Raw genomic sequence first — 17151 nt, forward strand, 5'->3', positions numbered from 1 at the left:
AGCGGACGCTACTGGAGCGCCGCCTGGACCTCGTCTTGCGCGACGGGCAGCAGGTCGTCCAGGCGCTCGCCGGCGACGGCGCGCTGGGTCAGGTCATCGACGGCGTCGAGGACGTCGACGCTGTTGACGACGCCGGGGAGGAGTGCCCGGCTGGTCGGGGCGATCTCCGTGAGCGAGACGACGACCGGATTCTCCGCGACGGCATCCGCCGGGACATCCGTCCGAAGCGGAGGCCATCCGGAGCCCAGCGACCACTGTGTCGCGACGTCGAGGTCGAAGAAGTAGGAGAAGAAGGCCTCGGCGCCCGCGGTCTCCGCCTTCCCGGCCTGCGCGGTGACTCCCATTGCAACGCCGATGGCGGACGCCGCCTGGGCTTCGGGCCCAGCCGGAACCGCGGCGATGCCGTAGTCGATGCCGCTGTCCTTGGCGATCGACGCCATCCACGGGCCCCCGACATGCATCGCCGCCTTGCCCGAGCTGAACAGCTCGTCAGCGCCGATCCCGTCCAGCCCGGTCGGCGAGATCTTGTCCTCCCGGATAGCCGAGACCCAGTACTCGAGAGCCTCGCGGTTCGCGTCGGAATCGATGACGGCGGTTTCCGCGTCCTCCACCACATCGCCGCCCGCACCGTAGAAGAGCGTCGGCCACAATCCGTTCGCGACGGTGTCGTGGTCGGGCAGCGCGAGCCCGTACTGCTCCGGCGTGCCGTCGCCGTCGGAGTCCACGGTGAGCTGCGTCGCCGCGGTCCGCCACGCGTCCCACGTCTGCGGGAAGTCCGCGATGCCGGCAGCGGCGAACAGCGCCTTGTTGTAGAACACCGAAAGCGGAACGAAGCCGGTGGGCACGCCGTATGGGGCCCCGTTCACGGTGACCATGTCGACCGCCTGCGGATTGAGTTCCTCGGTGTTGCTGTCGGCACTGCCGTACCAGTCGCTGAGGTCGACGAACGCGCCGCGGTCGGCGTAGACGGGCAGGCGCTCCGCCGGCATCGCCACGATGTCGGGGCCTTCGTCTGCGGACAGCGCTGGCAACAGCGTGTCGTCGATAACGGCCCAGGTCTTCACCTCGGTCTTGATCTCGACGTCCTCCTGAGAGGCGTTGAAGTCATCGACGATCTGCTGCAACACGTCGCCATCGGCCTCCGTGTAGCCGTGCCAGAACGTCAGTTCCACCGGGCCGGCGGATTCCTCCGGCGCGCCGGCGGTGCAGCCTGCCAGCGCGAGGGCGGCGGCGGCGCCCACAGCCGCGAGGGCGAGAGGTCGTTTCATGGGAGCACTCCTTCGTGACGACCGGAGACGGGTATCGCCGGCGCGATCCATGGTTTAGGTAATCGATGTCGGTAATCGATGTATGAGACAGTATGAGCCTCTGACGCCGCGCACGTCAAGTTGCGCCGTCGGAGGTATTACATCGATGTACGATGAGCTTCCGGAAGGGAGACTGGTGTGACCGTCAAGATGCAGGACGTCGCGCGCCTGGCCGGCGTGTCCACGAAGACCGTCTCGAACGTCATCAACGGACGACCCTACGTAGCCGCCGAGACCCGCAAGAAGGTCGAGGCCGCGATCGAAGCCCTCGACTACAAGCTCAACCTGGCCGCGCGGAACCTGCGCTCCGGTCGCAGCGGGGTCATCGGTCTCGCCGTTCCGAGCCTTTCCGTCGCGTATTTCGCCGAGCTGGCCGAGGCGACCATCGCCGCCGCCGAGGAGCACGGCCTTGTCGTGCAGATCGAGCGCACCGGCAGCGTCGCCCGCGAACGTGCGCTGCTCGACAGTCCTCGCCTTCAGCACATCGACGGGCTCATCCTGAACCCGATGGACCACGGGGCCGAGGAGCTCGAGAGTGTTCAGCTCTCGGTGCCGACCGTCGTTCTCGGCGACCATCCGGTCGGCGGCGCCGCGGTGCACGTCAGCACCGACCAACGTGCCGCAGCGGCCCTCGCCACCGAGCACCTGCTCCTCACCGGCCGACGACGGATCGCCGTCATCGGTGCCCGAAGCGCCGACACCCGCGGTTCCGCGGCCCTGCGATTCGACGGCTACCGCACCGTGCTCGAACGCGCCGGCATACCGGTCGAGCCCGACCTGATCGCAGAAGCAGACCCGTGGATTCAGGTCAACGGCGCCACCGCCATGCGTGAGCTTCTCGATCGCGGCGCCGAGTTCGACGCCGTTTTCGCGTTCAACGACAGCCTCGCCCTCGGCGCGATGCGTGCACTCGATGACGCCGGGCTGCACGTCCCCGGTGACATCGCCGTAATCGGCATCGACAACACAGCTGAAGCTTCCTATTCCATCCCGAGCCTGAGCACCGTCGACCTCGGCCGCCAACGCATCGCCGAGACCGCCGTCGCCGCACTCACCGAGCAGATGACGTCCAGCGAGCACCCGGCCCCTCGCCGCGTGCTGGTCGACTTCACCCTCCAGGCGAGGGAGTCCACAGGGCGGTAAGCAGCGGGCTCACGGCGACGAACGATGGGTGGCGGCGGTGCGCGGCCGGACCAGTCGACCGCGGATCCCCAAGCGTGAGATGTACGAAAGGCCGGGCCATCGGCGTGCGTCTAGCCCCATAGAGCGCGACCTGCCCGAGCAATCACCGGCGCGCGTCTGCAGGAGAGCTCTCCCTTCTTTGCTCGCTCGCGAGGGATCAACCAGTGTGCCCCTGAGTCACCTCGTCCTTGTGAGCGGCGAACGCGGCGAGCACTTCGCCCTTCTCCTGCGCCTGCACACCGACCGCGTCGAGTGTGCGGCCGAGCTCCGCGGCGACTTCATCGAACTCCTCGGGCGAGATGTGAAATCGGCGATGCGCCTCCTCCAACCCGAGCGTCGTACTCCCGGGCACGGTCGCCGTGTAAGCGAAGGGCCCGCCTGACACGTTGCACACCCAGAGGGTGCGCATGAACTTCAGCCCCGGCAGACGGCCGAGGTTCTGGGTATGCCATTCGCGGAGGGCGGGATTCTGCGACTCCTGGCCGACGATCGGGTTCCGCACCACGGCATCGCTGAAATGGTCAACGACGGCGGCGATGGCGAACACACCGCCGAGACGCTCGTACAGACTCTGATCGGACATGACTATCTCCCTTGATCTGTCGTCCCGGAGACTCAGCCGCCCACGCGACGTCTCCGAACTGGGTTTCCTGTTTTCTGAATCGACGCCTCGCCTCTCGCAACGCGGACGCGACATCGTGGCGACGTATCCCCAATCTCCATCACTGGGCACGTCGACCAGATTCGACGCGGATGTTCGAACCTGCCCCGAGGTGTCCGCTCGTGTGGGACACCATCCTGCGCACGGACTCCGCCCCCGTGTCGTTATCGGAACGACTTCGGGAACTGTTTGATAAGTCCCGCGCTGAGCATGTCGGCCATGTCGTACATGTGCTGCTCTGCGATGCCGTAGTCGGTGATCGCCTTGGTGTAGTCGCCCGTGAGGAGGTCGGTGGCGTACGCGACCGTCTGGGTGATGTGGTCGCGCATCATCTGTTCCGTGTCGGCCTTCTTCCAGTGCGGGTTGGCGTCGGCGAGGAAGTCTGCGATGTCGTGTGCGTTCGCGTACCAGGCGTCCAGGGCGGTCTGTAGTGCAGCCGTGTCGCCGGCTTTCGCCGCCGTCAGCACGGGCAGCGCGCCGTGGATGTGCTCGGTCAGCAGGTCCGTGAGCTGGTCCGCCGCTTCATTGCCGTAGAACGGTTCGATCGCGTTGCCGAGGTCGGCCTGGTTGGCGAGCAGTCGGTTGAGCGAGGCCTGGAGGTCGGGCGCGTCCTGCGCGAACGCGAGAACGGTCGCGTACGTCCACTCCATGTGCTGTGCCCACAGCTGCGTCATCGTCGTGTAGAGCCCGATCTCCTCGGCTGTTGGCATGTTGCCCTGGTGCATGGCCGTCATGCAGACTGCCGCGGTGCCGGAAGCGCCCGCGCTCTGCTCGCCGGTGGCCGTCGCGCAGCCGGCGAGGCCGCCCATTGTCAGGGCGGTGATCACGGCCGCTGCAGCGGCCACCGGCACCACTCGCGGGCGGCGATTCATGTGCGTCATTTCGGATGCCTTTCTCGATCGGCGCACGATGTGTGCCGTGGCTGTGAGTGGCGCCCGACGCCCGTCGTCTTACCGGGCTGGACGACTCCAGAATTCGCCGGTAAGAACTCGCGTCGCGGTGATACAAACTCCTTATGGGCACCCCTGAGGGCGGGCGACTCGACGGTGAGGACCGCCCGCGACCCGGCGACGCGACCGTCGACGCGCCCGCCTCCGATGCGGAACCTGCGGACGACTACGACTGGGTCGGATCCCTCTCCGGGCCGGACCCCGGCCGCGACGAGGCGATTCACCGTCTGCATGCGCTCATGGTGCGCGCCGCGCGCTTCAAACTGTCCCGCATGACCGAATCGTCCCGGCTTGGGCACTTCCGCTCGGAGACGATCGTTCAGTCCAGCGCCGACGATGCCGTCTTGGCGATCCTCACCCGGCTGGCGAGTTTCGAGGGCCGTGCGCGCTTCACGACCTGGGCCTACAAGTTCGCGATCCTCCACACCAGCGTCGCCGTGCGCCGCGAACTCTGGTCCCACACCGAGATCGACCTGTACTCGATCTCCGAGCCGGCCGCGCGATGGGGCGATCCACTCGAACAGCTCGAGGCCTCGGCACTCGCCGAGGCGATCCGGCGCGGCGTCGCCGAGAGCCTCACACCCCACCAGCAGCGCGTTCTCATCGCGATCGCGGTTGAGGGCGTGCCCATCGATGTCTTGGCGGACCGCCTGGGCACCACTCGCAACAACGTCTACAAGACTCTGCACGACGCGCGCACGAAACTGCGGGCCACTCTCACCGTGCAGGGCTACATTCCATCGTCGACTCGTGGGGAGGTGAAACGATGAGAACCACTGACACCTGGGCTGCCGCGATCCTGGCGCAGGTCGTTGAGGCTTTCGAACCGTGGATGTCCTGCGACGAGTGCTTCGAACGCTCCGACCAGATCGTCCAAGCGCTCCTCGACGGCGAGCCCGCTGTGCCCGCGGGGTTTCGTGCGCACCTGGCCGGGTGCGCCGCCTGTCGCGATGAAGTCGCCGCGTTGGCCGCGCTTGCGGCCCACGATCGGGGCCTCGACCCGACCGCCGACGAACCGATCGCTCAATTGATCGTCGACTGATCCAGCGAGATGATCGGGTGGCATCACGAAATCCTCGCGCAGCTCGATGAGATAGGGGATGGCATCCGCGCCAGCGCGTGAGAGCGTGTCGGGTCGCGGCCAGCCTGTTCCGCCTCGATGCGGCTGCCGCCGCTACCGGCAAGAAGCAACCGAGCAGTTCGCGCAGATGTCCACCACTTATCTGCGGACATCCGCAGGAGTCCTTGAATCCCAGCCACGGCTGGCGCACAGTGAATGGAGAGAGGAGTTCCCCATGCGCGACAGGATGGCTCATCCGGATGTCATGCCGATCCTCTCCCCGGGCAGGCACCGCTCGCCACGTCGCGGGGCCTGCTTCATGGAATTCGCGTCGTACCTCGCGGGAGAGCGTTGGAGCGATCATCCCGCGTGCACACACGGCACCCTCGCGCATCTCGCACGGATGGTGAACGATCGAACCAGCGAAGCCGGCCGCGCCCGGCTCACGCCGCTCATCCCGTCAGTCGTCGGCCTGACGAGTGACGACCCGAGGCTCGACGTCCTGCTCGCCATGCGATCTGCGAGCGCCGCCCTGCCTATCGCCGCTGAGGAGCGGCAACGTTCACAGGCCGTGGGGGTCCGCGTCGCCCTCAGGACCCTCGTGGAGCGCGACGAGCTCGCCGCGGAGTTGCGCGAACTGGCAGTGGCTGCCCTCCGCGCCGCCCCCGCCGCCGATACGTGGGCCATCCAGTTCATCGAGAAAGTCGGTCCCGGCCGCCCAGGTATGACCGTGCGGCAGTGCCGGGACATCGTGACCGGCGCCGTCGATGGAATCGCGCGCGCATGCGGCGGGGACCCCGACGAACGACTCGTCGCCTTGCTCACCGCCGCCGTTTCGGACACGGCACGCTTTGTGGGCGCGACGCGTGAGGTAGCGGCTGTCCGCACCGAGGCGGATGTCCCCATCACCGCCTAGCGGACAGCGCGGGCGAGGGGATCTGGCGCGGACGTCGCGCGCTTGTCGCGACGACCCTCCGGTTCGGTACTGCACGCTCAAGGATCGTCCGTGCGTCGCCTGGGGCCCGGCAGTCGGGCGCTTCCCCGGGTGAGGCGCCCGGACCTTCTCCCGTCTATGCAGCGCCACTACGATGCGGGCATGCCGTTGCTCCGAGCTGTCGTTCTGCCGGGGCTCGGCGCGATCGCGGTGTTGGCGGCGGCTGGGCGGGCGATGCGGCTTTTCGGCGGCGACGACCCACGCGAGGACCGGGCCGTGCGTGCGCTCCAGGACGCGTTCGGCCACCGGCCGGCCGACGGCGATGTCGCCGTGGCGAGTGAGCCCGCCGACTCGGGCGGGCGGTGTGATCCGGTCGACCGGATCACCGAGCCGCTCTCGTGGTACTCCGGTGTGCCGCAGACCATCGCGAACGGGGCGATCTGGTGCGGCGTAACATGGTTGCTGACGCGCGACCCGCGCTCAGCGGTCGCCCCGGCGGCGGCGCTCGCCCTCGAGACTGCGTGCTTCGTCGCATCCGCTGCACTCACGGGACGGCCACGACCCGAGGGGGTCTGGCGCCCCGAGCAGCCGCACGCGACGTCGTCATTCCCCTCCGGGCACACGGCGGCAGCCTTTGCGCTCCACGGCACGCTCGCCGACCTGCTCGAAAGCCACGGCGCCCGCGGCGCGCGGCTCCTCGGCCCCCTCCTTCGGTACGGGATCCCCGGAGCGATCGCGTTCTCGCGGGTCTACCGCGGCCAGCACCACATCTCCGACACCGTCGCAGGCGCCACGCTGGGACGGTGGAGCGCCGCTGTGGTGCGGCGGCAGCTGATCTCGTCGTGAGTCAGACGTGCCGCGTGGTGTTCAGGGGAAGAACATGCGTTCAGTCGACCAGGCTGGCCAGGGTATGGACGGCCTCGGCGGTTGAGGGCAGGTCCGCGATCGCTGCCGCGACGCGACGAGCGGCATCGGCGTATGTCGGATCCGTCAGCATGCGGGGCACTCTGCTGCGGCGAGCTGGACGGAGGTCGGACCCCGCTCGACCGTGAGTCCGGCACCCACCGCCGCGACATGGTCGCCGTTGACGACCTGATCTGAGGTGAACAGCGGAACGACCACCTGACGGACTCCCGCGGCCAGGGCGCCCATGGTTGTTCCGAATCCGCCGTGCCCGAGCATCGCCGCGGCCCGTCGGAGCACGGCATCCTGCGGCCACCACTGCTTCACATGGGCGTTGAACGGCAAGGGTCCGAGCGCGTCAGGGTCAACCTTCCGCCCGACCGTCATCAGCACACGCGCGTCGACCTCGGCCAAGGCATCCAGCGCCTGCCGGAAGACGCCGGCGAACGATGGCAGTGAGCCAGTGACTGAACCGAAGGTGACGTAGACCAACGGGGCCGCCGGATCGCCCCAGTCCGGAAGGCGCGGACCATTGGAGGCCGGCGGACGCTCGTGGAACCTCAGGAAATCAGCGCTTGCTGGCGGCGCCAGCCCACCACTGTGGTCGAGCATCTCGGGCACCAGGCTGAGCACAGTCTCGGAGGCCAGCGCAGAGGTGATCCGGCCCTTGACAGACCGGCAAGGCGCCCGAGTTCCTCCAGTGGATCGCTGATGGCCGCTGCGAATCGAGTCAGATCTCGTGCATGCCGATGCAGACGTGCACATGGGGAACCTCAGCCCGCTCGGCAGTGGCGAGAGAGGCGAGCTCAGCGCTTTCGCGGAGCACGAGGTCGGGACGCCAACGCTCGACCGTCTCCAGGAGCGAGGGCAGCGCGGCCTGCGCATCGATCCTGCCGAACACCTCGCGGACGACAAGGTTGTCGGCCTCCTCGAACGCCAGGGTCAGCAACCTGCCCATGACGGCGCGTACGCAGGCGTGGTGGTCGAGGCAGGCTTCACACACGAACCGTTCGCCGCTGGGCCGCGCGAATTGATAGGGGCGGGGGCAGCCACCCGCTTGCGCTCTATCAGGGCGGTCATCGGGCGTACGGTCCGCTACGGAGCATCTGACGAGTGAGCAGCAGCGCGACTGTTGCTTGCGTCCACAGATGACCGCCGCACGCGAACGCCCCGTAGGGAACAGCCAACGCGCGGGTACGCGCGGTGTTCTCTCGAATGTCCTGCCGCCTTCCGCTGAGCTGCCAGGCACGCGATACTGACGGTGTTCCGGCCACCTCGACGCGGGAGGGGCACCATGGTGGACGTTGACGTCCAAACACAGGATCGCTGGCGCCGCCTCGACAGGATCACCGGGATCGCGGGCGTGGCCGCGACGGTCCTGCTCTTCACGCCGATCATCGCGATTTCCACCCTGGGCGAGCCCGGCTTCGACGGCTCGCGCGCCGAAGCCGCGGAGTTCTTCAGCGCAGGCGACACGTCGTGGGTGACGACGGCGGAAGCTACCGCTGCGGTCGGCATGCTGGCTTTCCTTTGGTTCGTTGCATGCCTGACGACCCGGCTTCGCGGCTCAGAGGGAGAGCCGGCGTGGCGGTCAACGGTGGCTCTCGGCAGCGGCGTGCTTGTGGCGGCGTACGGCGTCATCGACGCAAGCTGGGAAGCCGCATTCAACCGTGGAAGCGAGCTCGAGCCAGCCATCGCCGTCTTCGCGTTCGATCTGGGCAACCTCGGCTTCGCGAACGCGTGGGTGGCCTTGGGCAGCTTCGCGATCGCAGCCGGTTGGGCGATCCTCGCCGGACGCGCGCTCGCCGCATGGTGGGCGTGGTGGGCGATCGTCGCCGGGGCCGGCCTCCTCGTCGTGCGGTTCTTCTGGGAGGGGTGGGCGTGGACGGCCCCGTACTTCCTCTTCTGGGTCTGGGTGATCGCGCTCGCGATCCGTCTTCTCGCTCGCCGGGTCCCTGCGCCGGCTCCGAACGACCTTCGTGCGCAGCAGTAGAGGCTTGCACTGCGCCTGGCGGAGGGAAGAGCAGGGTCACACAATCGCGGCACGGAGCGTGGCGGAGTCGAGATGGGAACGCGGCGACTCCGGCCGCGCGCCGCTATGGCGTCCACCACGGCCGTAGCGGAAGGTCGGCACCGTCGCTGTTCCCTCGAGAGTTGACGGCCAGAACGTGGTGCAGCTCGATCCCGCCAGATTCGAAGGCGAGCCGTGATCCGGCCATGTAGAGACCCCACACCTTCGCAGCGGGCAGTCCGATCGCGGTGACCGCTTCGTCCCAGTGCTCGACGAGGTTCGCGCACCAGTCACGGAGCGTCAGTGCGTAGTGGGGGCGCAGGTTCTCCTCGTGCAGCACTTCGAGCCCGGCATCCTGCGCCTCGGCGATGATGCGACCGGAACCGGTCAGCTCGCCGTCCGGGAAGACGTAGCGGTCGATGAACCCCCGCGCCGCGGGCTCGGTCTTGTTGTCACTGCGGGTGATGCAGTGGTTGAGCAGCAGACCTCCCGGGCGTATCCGCGAGCCTAGGAAGCCGAAGTAGGCCGGGTAGTTGCGCACGCCGATGTGCTCGAGCAGCCCGATCGACGACACGGCGTCGAAACCGGTCTCGGCGATGTCTCGGTAGTCGCCGTATCGCACCTCAGCGTGCTCCAGCCCTTCGTCGGCGATGGCGCGCTGCGCCCACCCGGCCTGCTCGCGCGACAGCGTCACCCCGAGGGCGTGGACGCCCTGACGAGCGGCGTAGCGCACCATGCCGCCCCAGCCGCAGCCGACATCGAGCAGCCGGTCGCCCGGCTTCAGCCGCAGTTTCTCGAACACGAGCCGGTACTTGTTCTCCTGTGCCTCCTCCAGCGAAGCGTCGAGGTGCGGGTAGCACGCGCACGTGTAGGTCATCGAGGGGCCGAGCACCCACTCGTAGAAGGTGTTCGAGACGTCGTAGTGGTGGTGGATCGCCTCGGCATCGCGCGACTTGCTGTGCCGCAGGCCACCGACGATGCGCCTCCAGCGCGGGGGCACCTCCTGCGGCGGCGGCGCGACCGGGCGCAGATGCTCGACGCCGATCGAGCGGACGATCCGGGCCATGAGCCGCGGCGATGGTCGCGTGAACTCGAGGCTCTCGAGCGTCTTGAGCAGCTCGTACGGGTCGCCGGGGTGCACACCTCGGATGTCGAGATCGCCGGCGATGTAGGCGCGCGCGAGCCCGAGATCGCCGAACCCGGTGACGAGATAGGTCGTGCCGCGGGGTGTCTTCAGGTCAAGGGCGAAGGGCGCGTCGGGAGGGCCGGCCGTGCTGCCGTCATACGCGGTGAAGCGCAGCGGCAGCCGGCCCGCCGTGAAGATCTCGAGCACCTCCGCGAGCGTGAGTTTTCCGGACTCCGAGTCGGCCGTGCCGGCCGTGTCGCCATCGGCCGAGGCATCCGTCCGGTCCTTGGATGTGGTCATCGTCGTTGCACAGCCTTCTGATAGAGGTCGAGCAGTCGCCCGTCGGGGTCGTACCGCCTTTTCGCCGCTCGATAGTCGGTCCCGCCGTAGAGCGCGTCGAAGTCCTCCCGCGAATAGAACGCGTCGGAGTACAGCGATTTGTGTCCGTCGAGCTCGTGCACCTTCCGCTCGATCAGCCGGTTCGTCTCGCCTTCGGTCGCCCCGACCGGCACGGTCGACCAGAAGCCGACGTTGACGTAGGTCTCGGCGGGATGCAGCGGGTAAAGCGGCCACGCGTGATGGTCGCGCAATCGCAGCGGACAGAGCCAGATGGGCGTGATCGGCACCTTCCCGAGGAACCAGTCGACGAATTCGGCACACCGGGCGATCGGCACTTCGATGTCCTGGATCACGCGCTCGCGTGCGGGGCGCCCGTGCAGCTTCTCGAGGCGATCGCCGATGTCGAAGCGGCGTTCCAGCCGCATGAGCCTGCTGTAGGTGGCGCTGCGGAGGTAGCGTCGGGGCCACACGCGACGGACGAGGGGATGCTGCGCACCGAACGCCGCCGAGCACCAGAACCAGTCGGTGTCCCACCGCCAGAGATAGTCGTGGATGGTCAGTCGGTCGGTCTTCGCGGCGTCGTCGTGCTGGATGGACCGGTAGTAGATGTGTCGACCCGTGTAGTCGCTGACCGGGCCGGGCGCGGAGCTCTGCGTCCCGACGCACAGGTAGCTCTCGTCGGCGCTGAACACCACGCCGTCGAGATAGTCCACCGGCACGTCGTCCAGCCGACGCGTTGCGACGATGCGGTTCATCGCGGCCATCAGATCGGCGATCGTGTGAAAGCGCACCTGCCGGAGAGTGACGAACGGCTGGACCGTCTCGAGTTCGATGCGCAGACGCACCGCGTAGCCGAGAGTGCCGTAGGAATTGGGGAACGCCCGGTACAGGTCGGCGTGCTCGCTCGGGGATGCCGTGATCACCTCCCCCGCGCCGGTGAGGATGTCCATCTCGAGCACCGATTCATGCGGCAGCCCGCTTCGGAACGACGTCGACTCGATGCCCAGGCCCGTGACCGCGCCGCCGAGCGTGATCGTCTTCAGTTGCGGCACGACGAGGGGTGCCAGCCCGTGCGGCAGTGTCGCGGCGACGAGATCCTCGTAGGTGCACATGCCCGCGACGTCCGCTGTCCGACCCTCAGGATCGACGCGGATGACTCCCGTCAACCCCGACGTGTCCAGGCCGGGGGCGGCAGTTTCCGAACGCGAGCGGAACAGGTTCGAGGTGCGCTTGGCGAGCCGGACCTGCGCGTCCGGCGGCAGCGCCCAGTAGCTCTCGAGCAGCCGCCGCACGCCGGCGGCGTGCGCAGTGCGGGCGTCGGTCGCGGGTGCGGACACGACCCCACGCTAGTCCGCGACGGGGTTCGGGTGAAGGATCCCGCTCCCTGCCGGTCTGGTCGTTTCACAGCCAGCGCCGCAGTCGTGTCGAATTCGTTGCCGAAGTGGGCGAGTGCCGGCCCGAAGCACGACGTTGCGTGCACCAGGGGGTGGCTGAGCGTTCACTGCGAGGCACGTGAGCCGGTCTGGGCGCTTACATCAGCTTCATTGCGAACTGCGCTTCTCCATGCAGACGAGGCGCGGACGTTCGTCCCACGTGGGCACAGCGACGAAAGGCGTGTCTCAGTTGGCGTGGTGAGGACGATCCTCGCCGTTCTCGCGCTCGCCGGCCGGTGAGGGTTCACCCTCATCGGGCGTGCCGTTGTCCTCGTCCGCAGCAGGCTCTGCCTCACCAGCCGCGGACTCGGCCTGCCCGGGCTCGGGCGAGTTGCCGCCGTGTTCTTCGCGCTCGCCCTCGGGCGTCGGGTGATCTGCGGGCTCGACGTCGGACGCCTGCGCGTCCCGCGCCCTCGCGTCTGCTTCCGTCTCGTCCTCGGAGTCGCTCGCGACTTCGCGGTCCGCCTCGGTCTCCGGCTCGCCGGCGACGTGTGACTCAGCGTCCGCGGCCGGCTCGGAGTCGTCGCCCCGCTCCTCGCCGGGAACCTCCGCCTGCTCCCCCGCATTCGTCGGCACGGGCGCTGCGTCGAGCGTCCGGCCCTCAGCACCGGGCTCGGCCTCGACGCCGGCGTCCCTGTCGGCCGGGGCAGGTGCCTCTTCCGGCACATCGGCGTCCTGCTCCGCAGCTGCCTCGAGCTCAGGCTCGTGACGTTCCCCGGTGCCGGTGTCCGCGCTCTCGGGCGCGGGCGTCTCGTCGGACTCGCCCGCCTCCCCGGCGTCGAGAGCCGCCGGCTCCGTCGCTGCCTCGACGGGTGCCGGGGTCGAGTCCGAGACCTCGATGTCAGGCCCCTCCTCGATCACGGGTACCGCGATTCCCGCGGTGTCGGTCGCGACGTCGCCGCCGGCCTCGCGCTGACGACGCTGCCGACGGGTCTCGAACGCCGCCGCCGCAACCCCGGCAGCACCGGCGCCCCCCACGGCACCCGACCCCGCAACCTCGCCACCAGCCTCAGCACCGGCCACACCCGCATCCGCACCAGCGCCGGCGCCCACGAGCACGCCCGCGGCCGCAGCATCCGTGCCGCTCCCAGGCCCGTCGCCCTCGGGACCCGGCCCGCCGCCGTCGCCCTCATCGCGGCGACGGCGCCGCTCGATGCGCCGCTCCTTCGCACCCTCGACGAGGTTGTAGAGCGTCGGCAGCACCAGCAGCGTCAGCACGGTCGACGACACGAGGCCGCCGATCACGACGATGGCGAGGGGCTGCGAGATGAAGCCGCCCTGGCCGGTGATGCCGAGCGCCATGGGGGTGAGCGCGAAGATCGTCGCGAGCGCCGTCATGAGGATCGGACGCAGACGGCGAGAGCCTCCGGCCACCGTCGCGTCATGCGCCGACAAACCTTTGACCCGGTACTGGTTCACGAGGTCGACGAGCACGATCGCGTTCGTCACGACGATGCCGATGAGCATCAGCACGCCGATGAGCGACGCAACGCCCAGCGGCACGCCCGTGATGATCTGCAGCAGGATCGCGCCGGTCGCCGCGAACGGCACCGAGACCAGCAGCAGCAGCGGCTGGCGCAGGGACTTGAAGGTCGCGACCATCACGATGTAGACGATCAGGATCGCCGCGAGCAGGGCGAGGCCGAGCTGCGAGAAGGCGTCCTGCTGCTGCGTCACGACGCCGCCGAGCGTCGCGTCGGCCGATGAGGGCAGGTCGGCGTCGGCGAGAGCCGTCGTGACCGAGGCCGTCGCGGTCTGCAGGTTGTCGGTCGACGGGGTCACCGTGACGGTCGAGGTCCGCCGGCCGCCCTCGGTGGTGATCGAGGTCAGGCCCTCGCTCTCCTCGACGCTCGCGACCTGCTCGAGCGGAATCGGGCCGGTAGCGCTCGGCACCTGCAGCTGGCGCAGGTCGTCGAGGGAGGCGGGCGTCTCGGACGCGGCGAGGTACACGGTGAGCGACGTGTCGTCGATCTCGACCGTGCCGATCGACCGCGGCTGCATCGTGTTCGACACCAGCGCGCCGACCGCGACCTCCGAGAGGCCCAGCTCCGCGGCCTTGTCGCGGTCCACTGTCACGGCGATGTACGGCAGCGACGCCGACAGGTTGCTCGTGACCTGACCCACGCCGTCGGCTCCGTCGACGGCCGAGATCACCGCGTCCGTCGCGTCCTGAAGGGTCGAGGAGTCGGGAGCCGTCACGTCGATCGCGATGTCGGTCGAGCCGAACCCGCCGCCACCTGCGGCGACGATGATCTCGCCCGCGTCGTCGAGGTCGGCGACCGCGTCCTGCACCTCTTCGCGCAGCACGACCTGGTCGACACCGGGGTCGGTCGTGATCGAGTAGGTGATGCCGCTGCCGCCGCCCGAGAAGGCGTCGCGCAGCGCCGAGCCGCTCGAGCCGATCGACACCTGCACGGTCTCGATGCCGTCGATGTCGAGCAGGACCTCCTCGACCTGCTCCGCCGCGGCGCTCTCGGCCTCGAGCGAAGGAGCCGGACCGATGTCCTGGGTCATCGTGAACGTGTTCTGACCCGAGTCACCGAGGAAGTTCGTCTTCATGAACGGCGCCGCGGCGATCGTGCCGACGAGCACGAGCACAGCGAGCGCGAGCGTGATCCACGAGTGCCGGAGCGTCCAGCGCAGGATCGGCAGGTACGACTTCTGCAGCCGGCTCGGCGGCGCGGCCGGGTCCTCGGGGTCGACCGCAACGCCCTGGTCGTCGAGGATCGGCTTGCCGGGCTTCAGGAACCAGTACGCGAGCACCGGCACGATAGTGAGCGCCACGAACAGCGACGCCGTCATGGCGATCGTCACGGTCATCGCGAACGGCCGGAACAGCTCGCCCGTGACATCGCCGACGAACGCGATCGGCAGGAACACCGCGACGGTCACGATCGTCGAGGCCGTGATGGCCGAGGCCACCTCACGCACCGCGCGGCGGATGGCGTCGCCCTTGTCGGCGTCGCCGACGTAGTGCCTCTTGATGTTCTCGATGACGACGATGGAGTCGTCGACCACGCGCCCGATCGCGATCGTGATCGCGCCGAGGGTCAGGATGTTGAGCGAGTACCCGAACGCCTGCAGGCCGATGAACGTGATGAGGATGCTCGTCGGGATCGAGATCGCCGCGACGAGCGTCGAGCGCACCGACAACAGGAAGATGAAGATCACGATCACCGCGAAGACGAGGCCGAGCAGGCCCTCCTTCGCGAGGGTGTCGATCGACTCCTGGATGTAGGGCGCCTGATCGAAGACGACCGTGAATTCCGCACCGTCGAGCGAGTCCTCGAGGTCGGGCAGCACCGCGAGCACGCCGCGCGACACGTCGACCGTGTTGGCCGCAGGCAGCTTCGTGACCGCGATCGTGAGCGCCGGCTCGCCGTTCACGCGCGAGATGGTCGTGACCGGGTCGGCTTCCTCCTCGACGGTCGAGACGTCCCCGATGGTCTTCGGGCCGGCCACGAACTGGTCGGCGGTCGACGGCACGAGCGGCAGCGCCGCGATCTCATCGACCGAGCTGATCTTCGCGCCGGTCTGCACCGTCAGCGTCTCGTCACCCTCCGTGATCTCGCCGCCGGGGAACAGCACGCCGTTCTGGTCGAGCGCATCGCGGATCGCCTGCTGCGTGAAGCCGGCCTCGGCGAGGGCGGCCTGGTCGGGCGTGATCGTGACGCGCTGGCCCACTCCACCGACGATCTGCGCGGCGTTGACGCCTGCGACATCCTCGAGATCCGGAGTGACGGATGCCTCGAGCTGCGACTGGATCGTCGCCTCGTCGTCGTAGCCCGTCACGGCCACCTGGATCACCGGGAAGTCGTCGATGCTCGCCGAGATGACGTTCGGCTCGACCCCGGTCGGAAGCTGCGACTTGATGCGGTTGATCGCCTGCGTCATCTTCTGCTCGGCGGTCGCGAGGTCGGTGCCGTAGGTGAAGGACGCCTGCACGATCGAGGCGTTGGTGGTGCTCGTCGCGCTCGTCGACTCGAGTCCCGGAACGCCCTGGATGGCGGTCTCGATGGGCACCGACACGTCGGCGCTCACGACCTCGGGCGACGCGCCCGGGTAGGTCGAGACGACGACGAGGGCGGGGAACTCGATCGAGGGGATCAGTTCCTGCTTGAGGTTCGTGAGCGCGAGACCGCCGAAGATGGCGGCGACGATCGTGATGAGCGCGATGAGCGCGCGGTTCTTGAGACTCAGAACGGCGAGGTTCGACACACGGAGGCCTTCGCTGGTGAGGATGATGCAGGGGGAGGGCGGGAGCCCGCTCGATACTTCCGATGTATCGCGGTTCAGTATTTCATGCGGCTCTCATGAAACCGCTCCCCCGAGGAGCAGCCCGAGGCCGGCGGCGACGGCGGCGAGCGCGAGCGTGCCGAACAGGTTGAGCGCGGCGTGCCGCCAGCGCTTTCGCTGGGCGAGCAGCACGGTCTCGACCGACACCGTGCTGAAGGTCGTGTAACCGCCGAGCAGGCCCAGGCCGAGCACGAGCGAGAGCTCCGGGGCGATGGCCGTTCCGAGCCCGGTGATCACGCCGAGCACGAACGAGCCCGTGACGTTGACCACGAGGATCCCCACGGGGAACCGCCCACCCGCGGCGGGAGTGAGCCACCGGTCGACGAGGTAGCGGAGCCCTGCGCCGACGCCCCCCGCGAGCGCTGCGACGAGCACCCAGGGGCTCACTCGGCGTCCTCCGGGTACTCGATCTCGCCCGGCCGGTCGGCGATGCGGCGTCCGATGAACAGTCCGACGATCGCACCGATGACACCTGCGATGACGGATGCTGCCGCCAGCCCGGCAGCGAGCCACGGCGTCGTGACCCACAGCGCCGTGGCCACCGCGAACGCGCTGTAGGTCGTGAAGCCGCCCATGACCCCGGTGCCGAGGAACGAGCGCAGGACCGGCCGCCGGTCGTCGAGCCAGCCGACCACGACTCCGAGGATCAGGGATCCGAGCACGTTGATCCCGAGCGTCACCCAGGGCACCGCCGTCGGGTCCGTCACCGGGTCGAGCACGAGCGCGCGGGCGAGGACGCCGATCGCGCCGCCGGCAACCGTCACCCCGAGGATCCGGGGATCGACGGGCTGCGGCATCCCTTCACCGTACTCCGGCGATCTCGGATACCCGCGGCGTTTCGACCTCGGGCGCCAGAGCGCCCTCCGCTCAACGAGCGGTGCATCGACCTCCCTCCCGCTCGTTGAGCGAGCGAGGAACGAGCGAGTCGAAACGCCCGAACGCGGCCGCA

At 68.8% G+C, this 17151-nt stretch carries 15 protein-coding genes and 1 pseudogene; 6 read left to right on the forward strand and 10 right to left on the reverse strand.

The annotated features are described in order from the left end of the window. Positions 1–8: 8 nt before the first annotated feature. Complete coding sequence (locus MRBLWH7_RS12935; RefSeq protein ID WP_341995084.1) at positions 9–1268, reverse strand: ABC transporter substrate-binding protein; 1260 nt, start codon at positions 1266–1268, stop codon at positions 9–11. A 177-nt stretch (positions 1269–1445) separates the two neighbouring features. Here MRBLWH7_RS12935 and MRBLWH7_RS12940 point away from each other — a divergent pair, with 177 nt between their 5' ends. Next, complete coding sequence (locus tag MRBLWH7_RS12940) at positions 1446–2450, forward strand: LacI family DNA-binding transcriptional regulator (protein WP_341995086.1); 1005 nt, start codon at positions 1446–1448, stop codon at positions 2448–2450. A gap of 196 nt (positions 2451–2646) precedes the next feature. On the opposite strand, the gene MRBLWH7_RS12945 is transcribed toward MRBLWH7_RS12940, so the two are convergent. Continuing rightward, on the reverse strand, positions 2647–3072 hold the full coding sequence (locus MRBLWH7_RS12945; RefSeq protein WP_341995088.1) for a group 1 truncated hemoglobin: 426 nt from the start codon (positions 3070–3072) through the stop codon (positions 2647–2649). Positions 3073–3314: 242 nt separating this feature from the next. Beyond that, positions 3315–4031, reverse strand: coding sequence for a hypothetical protein (locus MRBLWH7_RS12950; RefSeq protein WP_341995090.1), 717 nt, complete (start codon positions 4029–4031; stop codon positions 3315–3317). Between the two features lie 308 nt (positions 4032–4339). Here MRBLWH7_RS12950 and MRBLWH7_RS12955 point away from each other — a divergent pair, with 308 nt between their 5' ends. The 4 genes from MRBLWH7_RS12955 (at position 4340) to MRBLWH7_RS12970 (ending at position 6940) form a co-directional block, all read left to right on the forward strand. After that, positions 4340–4870: a sigma-70 family RNA polymerase sigma factor gene (locus MRBLWH7_RS12955; protein ID WP_341995092.1), complete on the forward strand. Its 531-nt coding sequence runs from the start codon at positions 4340–4342 to the stop codon at positions 4868–4870. Next, positions 4867–5142, forward strand: coding sequence for a hypothetical protein (locus MRBLWH7_RS12960; protein WP_341995094.1), 276 nt, complete (start codon positions 4867–4869; stop codon positions 5140–5142). Before MRBLWH7_RS12955 ends, MRBLWH7_RS12960 begins: the two co-directional genes overlap by 4 nt. Positions 5143–5308: 166 nt before the next feature. Continuing rightward, a complete protein-coding gene (locus tag MRBLWH7_RS12965; protein ID WP_341995095.1) occupies positions 5309–6076 on the forward strand; it encodes a hypothetical protein in 768 nt (255 codons plus the stop codon). Positions 6077–6256: 180 nt separating this feature from the next. Next, a complete protein-coding gene (locus MRBLWH7_RS12970; RefSeq protein WP_341995097.1) occupies positions 6257–6940 on the forward strand; it encodes a phosphatase PAP2 family protein in 684 nt (227 codons plus the stop codon). A gap of 144 nt (positions 6941–7084) precedes the next feature. Here the strand turns inward: MRBLWH7_RS12970 and MRBLWH7_RS12975 are convergent, their stop codons facing one another. Both MRBLWH7_RS12975 and MRBLWH7_RS12980 read right to left on the reverse strand, forming a co-directional pair. After that, positions 7085–7609 carry a nucleotide disphospho-sugar-binding domain-containing protein gene (locus MRBLWH7_RS12975; protein WP_342002042.1) on the reverse strand — a complete coding sequence of 175 codons (525 nt, stop codon included), beginning with the start codon at positions 7607–7609 and terminating at the stop codon, positions 7085–7087. A 118-nt stretch (positions 7610–7727) separates the two neighbouring features. Further along, positions 7728–7955: a hypothetical protein gene (locus MRBLWH7_RS12980; RefSeq protein ID WP_341995100.1), complete on the reverse strand. Its 228-nt coding sequence runs from the start codon at positions 7953–7955 to the stop codon at positions 7728–7730. Positions 7956–8291: 336 nt separating this feature from the next. On the opposite strand from MRBLWH7_RS12980, the gene MRBLWH7_RS12985 reads away from it, so the two are divergent. After that, a complete protein-coding gene (locus MRBLWH7_RS12985; protein WP_341995102.1) occupies positions 8292–8990 on the forward strand; it encodes a hypothetical protein in 699 nt (232 codons plus the stop codon). A gap of 103 nt (positions 8991–9093) precedes the next feature. On the opposite strand, the gene MRBLWH7_RS12990 is transcribed toward MRBLWH7_RS12985, so the two are convergent. From MRBLWH7_RS12990 to MRBLWH7_RS13010, 5 genes and pseudogenes are all read right to left on the reverse strand, one after another. Next, positions 9094–10434, reverse strand: coding sequence for a class I SAM-dependent methyltransferase (locus tag MRBLWH7_RS12990; RefSeq protein ID WP_341995104.1), 1341 nt, complete (start codon positions 10432–10434; stop codon positions 9094–9096). Continuing rightward, positions 10431–11810, reverse strand: a complete 1380-nt coding sequence (locus MRBLWH7_RS12995) for an FAD-binding oxidoreductase (RefSeq protein ID WP_341995106.1) — start codon at positions 11808–11810, stop codon at positions 10431–10433. The genes MRBLWH7_RS12990 and MRBLWH7_RS12995 overlap by 4 nt, the downstream gene beginning before the upstream one ends. A gap of 1251 nt (positions 11811–13061) precedes the next feature. Then, positions 13062–16124 (reverse strand): annotated as a pseudogene (locus MRBLWH7_RS13000) (efflux RND transporter permease subunit); the annotation flags it as partial. 93 nt (positions 16125–16217) lie between these two features. Next, positions 16218–16589, reverse strand: a complete 372-nt coding sequence (crcB, locus tag MRBLWH7_RS13005; RefSeq protein ID WP_341995109.1) for a fluoride efflux transporter CrcB — start codon at positions 16587–16589, stop codon at positions 16218–16220. Next, positions 16586–16999 carry a CrcB family protein gene (locus tag MRBLWH7_RS13010; RefSeq protein ID WP_341995111.1) on the reverse strand — a complete coding sequence of 138 codons (414 nt, stop codon included), beginning with the start codon at positions 16997–16999 and terminating at the stop codon, positions 16586–16588. Before MRBLWH7_RS13010 ends, crcB begins: the two co-directional genes overlap by 4 nt. Between the last annotated feature and the right edge of the window lie 152 nt (positions 17000–17151).

The organism is Microbacterium sp. LWH7-1.2 (genome assembly GCF_038397755.1).
Classification (GTDB): domain Bacteria; phylum Actinomycetota; class Actinomycetes; order Actinomycetales; family Microbacteriaceae; genus Microbacterium.